Raw genomic sequence first — 13706 nt, forward strand, 5'->3', positions numbered from 1 at the left:
CCCGTTCTGGGGAAGCCGGGCCGAGAAAGTTCCCTCCCGGGCCCGGCTGCTGGGACGCTGCCCCCATGGCGCAGACCACACAGATCGGGCAGTTCACCGCGGTCGACCCGGTGGTGGAGCGGATGCGGAGCATCCGCTCGGCCTGGCACCCGGCCGACGGCGTCGCCGTCTTCAACCGGGTCTACCTGACCGTGACGGAGGAGATCGGCCGGGCCATCGACGCCGGTACGTTCACCGACCGGCGGGCGGCCGCGACCCTCGACGTCCGCTTCGCGGAGCGCTATCTCTCGGCCGTCGACGCGGTCGCCACCGACGGCCCCGCCCCGGCCTGCTGGCGCCCGCTCTTCCGCTACCGCCGCCATCCCGGCGTACGGCCGCTCCAGTTCGCGCTGGCCGGGATCAACGCCCATATCGGCCACGACCTGGCGCTCGCCGTGGTCGACAGCTGCCGGGCCCTCGACTGCGCGCCACCGGACATCGAGGACGAGTTCGACCGGGTCGGCGACATCCTCGTCCTGCTGGAGGAGCGGATCCGCGAGGAACTGATGCCGGGCCCGGACCTCCTCGAGGTCGCGGACCCGCTGACACATCTGCTGGGCTGCTGGAGCCTGGACCGCGCCCGTGACGGCGCCTGGCTCGCGGCCCGCTCCCTCTGGCAGCTGCGCGAACTGCCCGACCTGGCCGAGGAGTTCAGGGAACGCCTCGACCGGTCGGTGGGTCTGGTGGGGCGGATGCTGCTCACCCCGCTGACCCTGCGCGGCTGACCGCGGGGCCCGGCGGCCCCGCGTCCCGCTCTCAGTCCTCGGGGAGCTCCACCGGGGCGATCTCGTCGTACACGTCGCCCGGGCCCGGGTTGGTGGCGTCGGTCGAGCCGCCGAAGTGGTGCATGACGCCCCACACCGCGTTGAGCGCGGTCTGCACGGCGCCCTCGGCCCAGCCGGCCGTCCAGGAGATGTCGTCGCCGGCGAGGAAGATGCCGCGCTTGTCCTCGGGCAGCCTGTCCTGCATGAAGTGCGTGAACAGGCGGCGCTGGTAGCGGTAGTGGCCCGGCAGGTTCGCCTTGAAGGCGCCCATGAAGTAGGGCTCGTTCTCCCAGGAGACCGTCACCGGGTTGCCGATGATGTGCTTCCGGATGTCGACCTTCGGGTAGATCTCGCCGAGCGACTTCAGCATGACCTCCATCCGCTCGTTCGCGGACAGCGGCAGCCACTTCAGGCTGTCGTCGCACCAGGTGTACGAGAGGCAGATGACGGCGGGCTTGTCCGGACCGTCGTCCAGGAGGTAGGTGCCGCGGGTCATCCGGTCGGTCAGCGTCATCGACATGACGTCCCGGCCCGTCTCCTCGTCCTTGTCCAGCCAGAACGGCCGGTCCACCGGCACGAAGAGCTTGGAGCTCTCCATGTAGTGGGTGCGCTCGATCGCGGTCCAGTGGTCGATCGGGAAGAGCGAGTCGTCGCAGGCGATCTTGGAGAGCAGCATCCAGGACTGGGCGGTGAAGATCGCCGCCTTGTACGTACGGATGTCGCCGGAGGCGTCCGTGACGGTGATCCGGTTGCCGGCGGTGCGGTTCAGCCGCGTGACGGCAGGCTTCGGGTCGCCCTCGTGCAGGGACCGCAGGGAGGTGCCCTGCGCCCAGTGGACGATCTTCTCCGGCTCGCGCTCCCACAGGCGCAGCGGGAGCTGCTGCGAGCCGCCCACGATGCCGCGGTGGTGGTCGTCGGCCTCGGTGTAGACGACGCGGAGGATCTCCAGGATGGAGTTGGGGAAGTCGGTGTCCCAGCCGCCGGTGCCGAAGCCGACCTGGCCGAAGATCTCGCGGTGCCGGAAAGACTTGAAGGACTCCGACTCGCACAGGAAGCCGTAGAAGGTCTGGTTGTCGAGCTTCTCGACGAGCTTGGACCAGATCTCGCGGATGCGCGGCACGTCGCGCTCGCGCATGGCCTGGTTCATGTCGGAGAAGTCGGCGCCCTCGTCGAGGCAGGCGTTCCACGCGTTCATCACGTCGCGGTAGACCTGCGGGAGGTCGTCGACGGTCTGCGCGTAGTGCGACTCGCCCTTGAGGTCGACGACGGTCGACGGGGTGGACTCGGCCAGCGGGTTCGGGAAGGGCTGCGTCTCCAGGCCCACCAGGTCGATGTAGTGCTGGAAGGCGGTGGAGGAGGGCGGGAAGCGCATGGCACCCATCTCCGCCGTCATGCCCTCGGTGCCGGTGCCCTCGAAGCCGACGGTGCGCAGCCGGCCGCCGATCTGGTCGGCCTCGTAGACGACGGGCTTGAGGCCCATCTTCATCAGCTCGTACGCGGCGATGATGCCCGAGAGACCGCCGCCGATGACGGCGACCTCGGTGCCGTGCTCGGTCGCGGGTATCTGGCCGAGCCCGGCCGGGTGGGCCAGGAAGTCGTCGTAGGCGTACGGGAAGTCCGGACCGAACATGGTGATCGGCGGCTGGCCGTCGCTGTGCGGGACGGCGGTCGTGGGCACCGTGGACGTCATGGGGTACGGACTCCTTGCACGGAAAAAGCGGGGCAGGTCGGGGAGGGTGACGGCTCAGACGAGGGAGCCGTAGAGGCCGGGGCGGCGGTCGCGGAGGTAGGGGTTCTCCTCGCGGGAGGCCGCCAGGAAGGCCGGGTCGACCTCGCCGACGACGAGGTCCTCGCCGCGGCCGGCGCGGGCGCGGGAGGTGCCGTCGGGGGCGGCCAGGGTGGAGAGGCCGACGAACTCGTAGTCGCCCTCGGGGCCGGTCCGGTTGGCGTAGGCGATGTAGAGCTGGTTCTCGAAGGCGCGGACCGGGACGACGGACTCGGCGACGACCTCGGCGGGGTGCATGAGCGCGGTCGGCACCAGGAGGAGGTCCGTACCGGCCAGCGCCTGCGCCCGGACGTTCTCCGGGAACTCGACGTCGTAGCAGATCATCAGGCCGACGGTGAGGCCGCCGAGCTCGGCCTGGACGACCCCGTCCTCGCCGGGCGTGAACCACTGGTGCTCGAAGGCGCCGTAGAGGTGGGTCTTGCGGTAGTGCAGAAGCACCTGGCCGTCGGGGCCCATGAGCTGCGCCGCGTTGTACAGGACGCCGTGGCGTTCGACGTCGCGCTCCGGGTAGCCGTAGCCGACGGCCAGACCGTGACGCACGGCGACGGCCGCGACGGCGCGGGCGGAGGGGCCGTCGGCCGGCTCGGCCAGGCGTGCCATGTCGGCGCCGATGGCGTAGCCGGTCAGGAACAGCTCGGGGGCGAGCAGAAGCCCCGCTCCGGCCTCGGCCGCGCGGGCGGCGGCCTCGTCGAGGATCTTCAGGTTGGCGGCCACGTCACCGAGCTCGCCGGAGCTCTGGAGCAGGGCGGTGCGCAGCGCGGGCATGGGCCATCCTCAGGGGGTCCGGAGTACAGGGGGAAGACGTCAAAAACGGTACGGTTCCGGGCTCTGCCGGGACAAGGCGGGAGCGTTGCGGACCGACCGTCGAACCGTTGCGCGATCTCCGAGCGGGGCGGCGATTCGTTGCGTGGGGCTCCGACGAGGGTCGTACGCCTCCCCCGCCGCGCGGCGGAGACGAGGACCGTTCCCGGGCGCGACGTCACGCGGCGGACCGGGCGGAAGAGTGGTGGCTGTCCGGTTGACCTGCCGAAAGGACCGAGAAACCATGAACCGTCGCACCAAGATCGCCGCTCTCTGTGCCGCCCTGCTGATCACCGCGGGAGGCGCGGGCTCGGCCGTCGCCTCGGGGGACGGCCGGGGCGGAAGCCGTGAGGCGGCCGCGCTCACCGGCAGCGCGAAGCTGTACCGGCCGGCCGGGGACGACATCACGTTCACCTTCGACGCGCATCTGGCCGCGAAGGACCGGCAGGACCCGATGGCCGCCACCGGCACGTTCCGCTTCAGCCACTACAAGGGTGACTGGGGCGGCACCGCGAAGGTGAAGGTCGACTGCCTGACGACGGGCGGCAAGGTGGCCGTCGTCACCGGCATCGTCGTCGAGACCGACGTGAAGGAGTTCCGGAACAAGCGCGTCGGCGTCACGGTGCACGACGACGGCCGGCACGACCGGCTCGGCTACTCCTGGGCGGCGTCGGACCCGGAGAAGGACGTGGTGCCGCCGTGCCTCAGCGGCGCGCCCTTCGAGCGGGTCAAGGAGGGCACGGGCGACTTCAAGGTCCTGCCCTGGGAGTTCGTCTACCCGACCGAGTAGCCGCCCCGGCCGGGCGGCCATTCGGGGGCGCTAGGCCCTGTCGTCGAAATGGCCCCCTGCTCCCGACGCCTGGCACGGCACCTCGCCGCGTTGTCGGAGTCGCCCGAGTACGTCCAGTACGAGGGCGATCCTCCGCCTTGCGATGCACCGCGCCAGACGCCGCTCGCGGCCGGGGGCCATTTCGACGACCGGGCCTAGGGCGAAACACGCCCTAGGCGGGCGAGCCGGAGGAGAAGCGCCGCAGCAGCGGCGACAGCACCAGGACCGACTTGGTGCGCTCCACGAACGGCTCGCCCGCGATCCGCTCAAGGACGCGTTCGAAGTGGCGCATGTCGGAGGCGAAGACCTGGACGACGGCGTCCGCGTCGCCGGTGACGGTCGACGCGGACACCACCTCGGGGTAGCGCTCCAGACCTCGCCGGATGTCGTTGGGCGAGGTGTTGTGGCGACAGTAGATCTCGACGAACCCCTCGGTCTCCCAGCCGAGCGCCGCCGGGTCCACCCGTACGGTGAATCCGGTGATGGCGCCCTCGGCCCGCAGCCGGTCCACGCGCCGCTTGACGGCGGGCGCGGACAGACCGACGAGCGAGCCGATGTCGGCGTACGAGCGGCGGGCGTCCTCCGCGAGGGCGTGGACGATGCGTTCGTCGAGGTCGTTGAGTCGCACTACGGGTGGATCACTTCTCTGCGTCGGAGACCACGATGTCGGTGGCCAGGCGGGAGCGGCGCATGCCGTACAGGAAGTAGAACACGAGGCCCGCGGCCATCCAGCAACCGAAGACCACCCAGGTGATCGAGTCGAGGCTGAACATGTTGTACACGCAGAAACCGAAGCCGAGGATCGGGAAGGTCCAGCCGAGCGGCACGCGGAAGGTGCGGTCCATGGTGGGCCGGGAGCGGCGCAGCACGATCACCGCGATGTTGACCAGGGCGAAGGCGAACAGGGTGCCGATGCTGGTGGCGTCGACGAGCTTGCCGAGGGGGATGACGGAGGCGAGGGCGCCGCAGAAGAGCGACACGATCACGGTGTTCACGCGCGGGGTGCCGGTCTTGCCGCTGACCTTGCCGAAGACCTTGGGCACGAGGCCGTCGCGGGACATCGCGAAGAGCACGCGGGTCTGGCCGTAGAGGACGGTCAGCACGACGCTGGCGATCGAGATGACCGCGCCGGCGGCGAGCAGGGTGCCCCAGAACTTCTGACCGCTCACGTCGTTCATGATCGCGGCGAGCGGGGCCTCGGAGCCCTCGAAGTCCGTCCAGTTCCAGGCGCCGACGGCGACGGCCGCGACCAGGACGTAGAGGACGGTGACGATGAGCAGCGAGAGCATGATCGCGCGCGGGAGGTCGCGCTTCGGGTCCTTCGCCTCCTCGCCGGCGGTCGAGGCGGCGTCGAAGCCGATGTAGGAGAAGAAGAGGCTCGCGCCGGCGGCGCTGACGCCGGCCATCCCGAGCGGCATGAAGTCGGCGTAGTTGCCGGACTTGAAGCCCATGAAGCCGATGGCGCAGAAGAGCACGAGCGCGGCGATCTTCACGAACACCATGACGGTGTTGACGAAGGCGGACTCGCGGGCGCCGCCGAGCAGGAAGACCATCGCGAGCAGCACGACGATCAGGCCCGGCAGGTTGATGATGCCGCCCTCACCGGGTGCCGAGGAGAGCACGTCGGGGATGGTGACGCCGATCGTGCCGTCGAGCAGCTCGTTGAGGTACTCGCCCCAGCCGACCGCCACGGCGGCGACGGACACGCCGTACTCCAGGACCAGGCACCAGCCGCAGACCCAGGCGACGAGTTCACCCATCGTTGCGTACGCATACGAGTACGAGGAGCCGGCGACCGGTATGGAGCCCGCCAGCTCGGCGTACGAGAGGGCGGAGAAGAGCGCCGTGAGACCGGCGATGACGAAGGCGATCGTGACCGCGGGGCCGGCCTTCGGAACGGCGTCGCCGAGGACGACGAAGATGCCGGTGCCGAGCGTGGCGCCGATGCTGATCATGGTCAGCTGCCACATCGAGAGCGTGCGCCTGAGCGAGCCGCCCTCGCCCTGGCCACCCTCGGCGACCAGGCGTTCTACCGGCTTGCGCCGGGTCAGGGCGGAGAGCCCGGAGGTCTTGGGGACGGTCGGCTCGGTGGCCGGTGAGGCTGTGCCTTGATCCAGCACTGCGGAGGCTCCTTGATCGCTGCCTGTCGAAATGCGACGACCACGGCGGTACGCGGGCAGGACGAGCCGGCCCGCGAGGGAGGGGGAACCGCCGAGCAGGCGGTCGCCGCCACTCCTGGTACGAGGCACGAGCCTAAGCCCCCGCACTTCGCGCTCGTAATGCAGGGTTGTTGCGCACCAGCAGATGATCATTGCGCTCTTGGGGTCCAGGCGAGGAAACATTGCGCCCCACCGCATGAATCGGCACATTGGGGCGAGAAGCGGGGTGTGAAGCACTCGCGGCGTGCGCATTGACTCCTCGTGCGCGATGACCGAATCTGCGAGCCCGCTGCGTCACCTCGATCGGAGGCTTCGGTGGGCTGGCTGGACCCCACTCCCTATCTGCGCGGCACGGCCTGGCTCGACGCCGGCCGTGCGGTCCGCGCCGACCCCGCCGACCTGGCCCGGCTGCCCTGGGACACCGCCGAGCGGGCCGCGCTGCCCATCGGCGTACGGGTGGAGTTCGTGGCCGCGCCCGGCACCCGGGCGGTCGAGCTGCGCTACCGCGCGGCCGTGCCGGGGTCGGGGGACGCGATGCGGGCCCTGCGGCACTGTTTCGCGCTGTGGCGGGACGGCCGGTGCGTGGGCGAGAGCTTCACGGAGCCGGCCGAGGAGGCGACGGTCACCCTCGAACTCCCTCCCGACGGAGGGACGTTCGCCGTCCACCTGCCGGAGAGCCAGGCGCCGGTGGTGCTCGGGCTGCAAGCGTGCGACGGCTCCCTCTCGCCCGCCCCCCGGCGGCCGCGCTGGCTCGTGCACGGCGACTCGATCACCGAGGGCTGGTGGTCGACCCGGCCCGCCCACTCCTGGCCGGCGACGGCCGGGCGGGCGCTCGGGCTGGACACGGTCAACCTCGGCTTCGCGGGCGGGGCGCGCGGGGAGCTCCCCCTCGCCGAGCAGCTCGCAAGCCTCCCGGGGTCGCTCGTCACCCTGGCCTTCGGCACCAACTGCTGGTCCAAGGCGCCCAGTTCGGCGGGGTGGCTGTACGAGACGGTGCGGGCGTACGTCGGCCTGGTGCGCCGGGGCCACCCGGACGCCCCGCTGCTGATCCTCTCCCCCGTGCTGCGGCCGGAGGCCGAGACCGCCCCCAATGCCCTGGGAGCCACCCTGGAGGACCTGCGCACGGCCATGGAGGACGCGGGCCGCGACCTGGCGGCGGAGGGCGACAGGCGGCTGCTCGTGCTCTCCGGGCGCCCCCTGATCGATGCCGAGGACCTGGCGGACGGCCTGCACCCCAACGACCGCGGCCACGCCCGGATGGCCTCGGCGGTCGCGGACGCGCTGAGGCCGTACGTACCCCGGTGAGAGCCGCTCGTACGGCGCCGGGGCCCGTAGCTCGTAGCCCGTACGGAACGACGAAGGCCCCCGCGAGTCGCCTCGCGGGGGCCTTCGTACGACCGGCTAGTTCCAGCTGGCGTGCAGCGGCTTGCCCTCGGCGTAACCGGCGGCGCTCTGGATGCCGATCACGGCCTTCTCCTCGAACTCGGCCAGCGAGCCCGCACCCGCGTAGGTGCAGGAGGAGCGGACGCCCGCGATGATCGAGTCGATCAGGTCCTCGACGCCCGGGCGGGCCGGGTCGAGGAACATCCGGGAGGTCGAGATGCCCTCCTCGAAGAGGCCCTTGCGGGCGCGGTCGTAGGCCGACTCCTCGCTCGTGCGGTTCTGCACGGCGCGGGCCGAGGCCATGCCGAAGGACTCCTTGTACGGACGCCCGTCCGCGGTGTGCTGGAGGTCGCCCGGGGACTCGTACGTCCCGGCGAACCACGAGCCGATCATCACGTTGGACGCGCCGGCGGCGAGCGCCATGGCGACGTCACGCGGGTGCCGGACGCCACCGTCGGCCCAGACGTGCTTGCCGTACTTCTTCGCCTCGGCGGCGCACTCCAGGACGGCGGAGAACTGCGGGCGGCCGACACCGGTCATCATGCGCGTGGTGCACATGGCGCCGGGGCCCACGCCGACCTTGATGATGTCCGCGCCGGCCTCGACGAGGTCGCGCACGCCCTCGGCGGCGACGATGTTGCCGGCGACGATCGGGACGTGCGGGTCGAGGCCGCGGACGGCCTTGATCGCGGCGATCATCGACTCCTGGTGGCCGTGCGCCGTGTCGATGACGAGCGTGTCGACGCCCGCGTCGAGGAGCTGCTTGGCCTTGCCCACGAAGTCGCCGTTGATGCCGACGGCGGCGGCGATGCGCAGCTTGCCGTCGGCGTCGGTCGCCGGGGTGTACAGGGTCGCCCGCAGGGCGCCCTTGCGGGTCAGGATGCCGACCAGGCGGCCGTCCTTGTCCACGGCCGGGGCGTAGCGGCGGTTGGCGTGGTCGAGGGTGTTGAACGCGTCGCGCGGCTCGATGTCGGCGTCGAGGAGCAGCAGGTCCTTCGACATGACCTCGGAGAGCTGGGTGAAGCGGTCCACGCCGGACAGGTCGGCGTCGGTGACCACACCGACCGGGCGGCGGTCCTCGTCGACGACGACGGCGGCGTCGTGCGCCCGCTTGGGCAGCAGCGAGAGCGCGTCGGCGACGGTCTGGTGCGGCGCGAGGACGATCGGGGTGTCCAGGACGTGGTGGCGGCTCTTGACCCACGAGATGACGTCGGTGACGACCTCGATCGGGATGTCCTGGGGGATGACCACGAGGCCACCGCGGCGGGCGACGGTCTCGGCCATACGGCGGCCGGCGATCGCGGTCATGTTGGCGACGACCAGCGGGATCGTCGTGCCGGTACCGTCCGGCGAGGCGAGGTCCACGGCCTGGCGGGAACCCACGGCCGAGCGGCTCGGCACCATGAAGACGTCGTCATACGTCAGGTCGTAGGGCGGCTTGACGTCATTGAGGAAACGCACGTGCTGACATCCCAGTCGTTCGGATCGGCCCCTAGGCATTTCAGCCAGGGGAAAAAGCACGTAGTTCATTGTCCCACGCCAGTACGAATACCAGTCCCAGGCGATTCATCCGAGGCTTGCGGCACCCGTCTTGTCGTTTCCTCCAAGAGCGAGGAGGACGGTGAGGCCGGTGGGGCTGGTGTCGGACGCCGTGGCGAAGACGTCGCGCGCGGTCTCCCAGTCGCGCGGCCTGGCCTCGGCGTAGCCCTGCCAGCCGGTGACGACGACGGCCACCGGCCCGGGGAGATCCGTCAGGCAGTCGGCGAGGGCGTCCCAGTTCCGTCCGAACCAGCCGGGAAGCCCGAGGGCGGCGGCGCAGCGGTCCATGAACCCGGCCTTGTCCACGATCCCGCTCAGGTCGAGGACGAGCGCGTCATCGAGCGTCATCGGGTACCACCTCGCGGAAGCTCTCGTAGTGGTCGTCGGTGTAGAAGATCTCGCCGTCCCGCCCGATGACGAGGCGCCGTGCGCCGCGGTCGTCCGCGCCGGGGGTGCGGACGGTGTACTCGCGGTAGTGGCCGCGCTGCTGCCGCGGCAGGATCCGCTCGAAGTTGGAGAAGGTCGCGCCGTCCTTCTCGTACGGGAAGGGCCCGCCGCGCTCGATGAGTTCCAGGGTCGCCCGTGCCTCGGCGGGCAGGTCGTCGACCCGGACGGTCTCCAGCCCGGAGGAACCGGTGGGGGCGGGGGCGCCGTCACCGGCCGCGGTGGAGCAGCCGGCGAGTGCCGTGACGCACAGCACGAGCGCGAGGAGCGCGCGGAGTGTCCGGGGCAGCATGTCCTGACGATACCGGCGCGGGCCCCGCCGGTCCGGGTCCCGCGCAGGCGGCGCCGGACGCCCGGTCCGAGGCCGCGCGCGGCGGCAGCGGCGGCGTCAGACGCCGTCCGGGTCCTTCCGCTCCAGCGCGGGGCGCGGGCCGGGCGCGGACTCGGTGAGGAGGTAGTCGGCCGCCGCGCGGTCGGTCACGAGGCTGGTGACGAGTCCGGAGCGGAGCACCGCACCGATCGCCGCCGCCTTGCGCTGGCCGCCCGCGATCGCCACGACCTCGGGGATCCGGCGCAGCCGGTCCGCCTCGACCGTGATGCAGCGCTCGCCCAGGTCCCGCCCCACCCGGCGCCCGTCGGCGTCGAAGAGGTGTGCGGACATCTCGGCGGCGACGCCGAGGGAGGCGTAGTGGGCACGCTCCTCGTCCGTGAGCATGTCGTGCACGGTCGAGATGCCCGGCTCCCAGGAGCCGATGGAGACACAGGCGACGGTGACCTTGTCGAAGTACTCGAAGGCACGCGCGATGCCCGTCTGGTTGCGCAGCGCGGCCGCCGTGGCGGGGTCGGGCAGCAGCATCGGCGCGTAGATGGGGTGCGCCTCGCCGCCGGAGACCTGCGCGGCCCGGCGTACCGCCTCGACCGAGCCGCGCTCGGCGGTCCCGGCGTCGTACACACCGGTGAGCTGGACGACCGTGCACGGGGGCAGCCGGTCGAGGGCGGCGGCCATGTGGATGGTCGAGCGGCCCCAGGCCAGGCCCAGGACGTCGCCCTCGTTGACCAGCTCGCCGAGCAGGTCGGCCGCGACCTCGCCGAGGTTCTCGGGGTCGGGCGACTCGTCCTCGCCCTCCGCCGGGGACTCGACGACGACGGCGTGGCGGAGCCCGTAGCGGGCACGGAGCGCGTCCGAGCGCTCCGCGTCCAGCTCGGCCGGGACGCGGATCTCGATCCGTACGAGGTCGCGTTCGAGCGCGGTCTCCAGGACCCGGGCCACCTTGAAGCGGCTCACGCCGAACTCCTCGGCGATCTGGATCTTGGACTTGCCCTCGAGGTAGAAACGGCGCGCCATGGCCGCCGCCTGCACCAGCTCCGCGGGTCCCATCCGCAGGGCTGACCGTCCCGCCGAGATTCCCGCCACCGCGATCTCCTTAGCTCTGTTCACGTACCGCTGCTCACGTGCCGCGTCGTGCTGCTGTCGTTCACACTCTGGACTCGCCGTTCATCCTGTCAGATCCGGCGGGTCACGATCGGTCCTGTCGGCCCTCCGACGGACCGCGTTCATCTGCCGGAGGCTCAGTGGCCACAGGCCCACGCCGCCGTGGCGGTCGCGGACTCGGCCTGCGCGCGCAGCGAGCGGACGGCCTCGGCCGGGTCCTGGGCGCCGTAGACCGCCGATCCCGCGACGAAGACGTCGGCACCGGCCTCGGCGCACCGCTCGATGGTGGATTCGGCGACCCCGCCGTCGACCTGCAGCCACAGCTCCAGTCCGTGCTTGGAGATGAGCTCACGGGTGCGACGGATCTTGGGCAGCATGATGTCGAGGAAGGCCTGCCCGCCGAAGCCCGGCTCGACCGTCATGATCAGCAGCATGTCGAGCTCGGGGAGCAGGTCCTCGTACGGCTCGATGGGCGTCGCGGGCTTCAGGGCCATCGACGCCCTCGCCCCCTTGGCCCGGATCTCGCGCGCCAGCCGCACGGGGGCGGCGGCCGCCTCGACGTGGAAGGTGACGGAACCGGCGCCGGCCTCCACGTACTGCGGGGCCCAGCGGTCGGGGTCCTCGATCATGAGGTGGCAGTCCAGCGGCGTCTCCGTGGCCCGGGCGAGCGACTCGACGATCGGCACGCCGAGCGTCAGGTTGGGCACGAAGTGGTTGTCCATGACATCGACATGCAGCCAGTCGGCACCGTCGACCGCCTTCGCCTCCTCGGCGAGGCGGGCGAAGTCTGCGGACAGGATGCTGGGGTTGATCTGCGCCATGTGCCAAGCCTGCCATGTTCTTGGGCACTTCTTTGCCGCAGAGCGGTTTCGGTCCCGGATCCGCGCGGGTTCGGTACGGATTCGGACCGGATTCGGGCCCGATGCCCCACGTGCTCCACGCGATCCGCCGTCCACATGCCGGACAGGGTCCGGTCCGGACGTACGGCGCGCGTGCCCCGGGCCGCACGGCCCGGGGACCCGATCCGGCCGTCAGGCGGTGCGGCGGAGCAGCGCCAGGTACATCGCGTCCGTGCCGTGGAGGTGCGGCCACAGCTGGACGTCCGGGCCCTCGCCGAGCGCGGGGACTTGGGGCATCAGCGGGCGGACGTCGATCCACTCCGCCTCGACCGCGGGGCCGCCGCGGCCCTTCAGGACGTCCTCGACGACCACGCGGGTCTCCGCGAGGTGCGGCGAGCAGGTCGCGTAGCCGACGACTCCACCGACGCGGACCGCCGACAACGCCTCGCGCAGCAGACCGCGCTGGAGCGGGGCGAAGCCGTCCAGGTCCTCCGGCCGGCGGCGCCAGCGGGCCTCGGGACGACGGCGCAGGGCGCCGAGACCCGAGCAGGGCACGTCCATGAGGACCCGGTCGAAGGAGCCGGGAAGCCACGGCGGGCGGGTGCCGTCGGCGGCGATGACCTGGTACGGGCCGGGGTTGCCGGCCAGCGCGCGCTCGACCAGACGAGCGCGGTGCGGCTGCTTCTCGGAGGCGAGCAGGGCGGCGCCGCGCTCCGCGGCCAGGGCGCCCAGCAGGGCGGCCTTGCCGCCGGGACCGGCGCAACCGTCGAGCCAGCGCTCGTCGCGGCCCTCCAGTGGCGCGTTGGCGAGTGCGATGGCGACCAGCTGGCTGCCCTCGTCCTGGACGCCCGCCCGCCCCTCCTTGACGGCCTCGATGGCCCCGGGCTCGCCGCCCTCGGCCAGCCGCACCGCGTAGGGCGACCAGCGGCCGGGCAGCGTGTCCTCGCCGGTGAGCTCGTCGGTGGTGGCGCGCCCCGGCCTGGCCACGAGCGTGACCTCGGGCCGCTCGTTGTCCGCCTCCAGGAGGTCCTCGATCCCGGCCCGGCCGCCGCCGAGGGCGTCCCAGAGCGCCGAGACGACCCAGCGGGGGTGGGAGTGGACGACCGCGAGGTGGTCCTCGGCGTCGTCCTCGTAGGGCGGCGCGACCTGCTCCACCCAGGTGTCGAGGTCGTGCTGCGAGATCTTCCGCAGAACGGCGTTCACGAACTTGGCCCGTCCGTCGCCGAGCACCACCCGCGCCAGCTCCACGCTGGCCGACACGGCGGCGTGGGTCGGGATGCGGGTACCGAGGAGCTGGTGCGCGCCGAGCGAGAGGACGTCGAGGACGGGCGGGTCGACCTCCCGCAGCGGCCGGTCGATACAGGCCGACACGATGGCGTCGTAGGTGCCCTGGCGCCGCAGGGTGCCGTAGACCAGCTCGGTCGCGAGCGCGGCGTCACGGCCGTCGAAGCCGTCCTTCTCGCGGGCCTTCTTGAGCAGGGGCGGCAGGACGAGGTTCGCGTAGGCGTCCCGCTCGTCGACCGCCCTCAGCGCCTCGAAGGCCAGGATCCGGACGGGGTCCTTCTGGGGACGCCGGTACGGCTTGGGGGGACGGCGACGTGCCTGCTCGCTCAAAAGGTGCTCCGCGTGAGGAATGACGAGGTCGAACCCCCTCAGCCTACGTCCGCCGCGCCCCCACGCCGAAAACACCC

13 protein-coding genes are annotated in these 13706 nt (G+C 71.8%); 3 read left to right on the forward strand and 10 right to left on the reverse strand.

All coding sequences use genetic code 11. The features are described 5' to 3' along the window. Positions 1-65: 65 nt before the first annotated feature. Positions 66-764, forward strand: coding sequence for a DUF5995 family protein (locus tag M5362_RS30680; protein WP_260231106.1), 699 nt, complete (start codon positions 66-68; stop codon positions 762-764). A gap of 31 nt (positions 765-795) precedes the next feature. On the opposite strand, the gene M5362_RS30685 is transcribed toward M5362_RS30680, so the two are convergent. Continuing rightward, entirely contained in the window at positions 796-2493 is a 1698-nt protein-coding gene (locus M5362_RS30685; protein WP_260231107.1) for an NAD(P)/FAD-dependent oxidoreductase, read from the reverse strand. Between the two features lie 54 nt (positions 2494-2547). Continuing rightward, complete coding sequence (locus M5362_RS30690) at positions 2548-3354, reverse strand: carbon-nitrogen hydrolase family protein (protein WP_260231108.1); 807 nt, start codon at positions 3352-3354, stop codon at positions 2548-2550. Between the two features lie 280 nt (positions 3355-3634). Here M5362_RS30690 and M5362_RS30695 point away from each other — a divergent pair, with 280 nt between their 5' ends. Then, positions 3635-4180, forward strand: a complete 546-nt coding sequence (locus M5362_RS30695) for a Repetin (RefSeq protein WP_260231109.1) — start codon at positions 3635-3637, stop codon at positions 4178-4180. A gap of 211 nt (positions 4181-4391) precedes the next feature. On the opposite strand, the gene M5362_RS30700 is transcribed toward M5362_RS30695, so the two are convergent. Together M5362_RS30700 and M5362_RS30705 are read right to left on the reverse strand one after the other, a co-directional pair. Then, entirely contained in the window at positions 4392-4847 is a 456-nt protein-coding gene (locus M5362_RS30700) for an Lrp/AsnC family transcriptional regulator (protein WP_030204433.1), read from the reverse strand. A gap of 10 nt (positions 4848-4857) precedes the next feature. Further along, positions 4858-6339: an amino acid permease gene (locus M5362_RS30705; protein ID WP_260231110.1), complete on the reverse strand. Its 1482-nt coding sequence runs from the start codon at positions 6337-6339 to the stop codon at positions 4858-4860. A gap of 354 nt (positions 6340-6693) precedes the next feature. Here M5362_RS30705 and M5362_RS30710 point away from each other — a divergent pair, with 354 nt between their 5' ends. Next, a complete protein-coding gene (locus M5362_RS30710) occupies positions 6694-7683 on the forward strand; it encodes a GDSL-type esterase/lipase family protein (protein ID WP_260231111.1) in 990 nt (329 codons plus the stop codon). A gap of 96 nt (positions 7684-7779) precedes the next feature. Here the strand turns inward: M5362_RS30710 and M5362_RS30715 are convergent, their stop codons facing one another. The 6 genes from M5362_RS30715 to M5362_RS30740 form a co-directional block, all read right to left on the reverse strand. Then, positions 7780-9222 carry a GuaB1 family IMP dehydrogenase-related protein gene (locus M5362_RS30715; RefSeq protein ID WP_260231112.1) on the reverse strand — a complete coding sequence of 481 codons (1443 nt, stop codon included), beginning with the start codon at positions 9220-9222 and terminating at the stop codon, positions 7780-7782. A gap of 105 nt (positions 9223-9327) precedes the next feature. Continuing rightward, positions 9328-9648 carry a barstar family protein gene (locus M5362_RS30720; protein WP_260231113.1) on the reverse strand — a complete coding sequence of 107 codons (321 nt, stop codon included), beginning with the start codon at positions 9646-9648 and terminating at the stop codon, positions 9328-9330. Next, positions 9635-10036, reverse strand: coding sequence for a ribonuclease domain-containing protein (locus M5362_RS30725; RefSeq protein WP_260231114.1), 402 nt, complete (start codon positions 10034-10036; stop codon positions 9635-9637). Before M5362_RS30725 ends, M5362_RS30720 begins: the two co-directional genes overlap by 14 nt. 96 nt (positions 10037-10132) lie before the next feature. After that, positions 10133-11182 carry a sugar-binding transcriptional regulator gene (locus M5362_RS30730; RefSeq protein ID WP_260231115.1) on the reverse strand — a complete coding sequence of 350 codons (1050 nt, stop codon included), beginning with the start codon at positions 11180-11182 and terminating at the stop codon, positions 10133-10135. Between the two features lie 131 nt (positions 11183-11313). Further along, positions 11314-11997, reverse strand: a complete 684-nt coding sequence (gene rpe / locus M5362_RS30735) for a ribulose-phosphate 3-epimerase (protein WP_260231116.1) — start codon at positions 11995-11997, stop codon at positions 11314-11316. A 210-nt stretch (positions 11998-12207) separates the two neighbouring features. Beyond that, positions 12208-13629 carry an RsmB/NOP family class I SAM-dependent RNA methyltransferase gene (locus M5362_RS30740; RefSeq protein WP_260231117.1) on the reverse strand — a complete coding sequence of 474 codons (1422 nt, stop codon included), beginning with the start codon at positions 13627-13629 and terminating at the stop codon, positions 12208-12210. Between the last annotated feature and the right edge of the window lie 77 nt (positions 13630-13706).

Origin of the sequence: Streptomyces sp. Je 1-79 (assembly GCF_025195125.1) — a bacterium.
GTDB lineage: Bacteria > Actinomycetota > Actinomycetes > Streptomycetales > Streptomycetaceae > Streptomyces.

Excerpts from the sequence above, each read along its gene's own strand:
- M5362_RS30680 (WP_260231106.1), top strand. The coding sequence starts at position 66 with ATGGCGCAGACCACACAGATCGGGCAGTTCACCGCGGTCGACCCGGTG.
- M5362_RS30685 (WP_260231107.1), bottom strand. The coding sequence starts at position 2,493 with ATGACGTCCACGGTGCCCACGACCGCCGTCCCGCACAGCGACGGCCAG.
- M5362_RS30690 (WP_260231108.1), bottom strand. The coding sequence starts at position 3,354 with ATGCCCGCGCTGCGCACCGCCCTGCTCCAGAGCTCCGGCGAGCTCGGT.
- M5362_RS30695 (WP_260231109.1), top strand. The coding sequence starts at position 3,635 with ATGAACCGTCGCACCAAGATCGCCGCTCTCTGTGCCGCCCTGCTGATC.
- M5362_RS30720 (WP_260231113.1), bottom strand. The coding sequence starts at position 9,648 with ATGACGCTCGATGACGCGCTCGTCCTCGACCTGAGCGGGATCGTGGAC.
- M5362_RS30725 (WP_260231114.1), bottom strand. The coding sequence starts at position 10,036 with ATGCTGCCCCGGACACTCCGCGCGCTCCTCGCGCTCGTGCTGTGCGTC.
- rpe (WP_260231116.1), bottom strand. The coding sequence starts at position 11,997 with ATGGCGCAGATCAACCCCAGCATCCTGTCCGCAGACTTCGCCCGCCTC.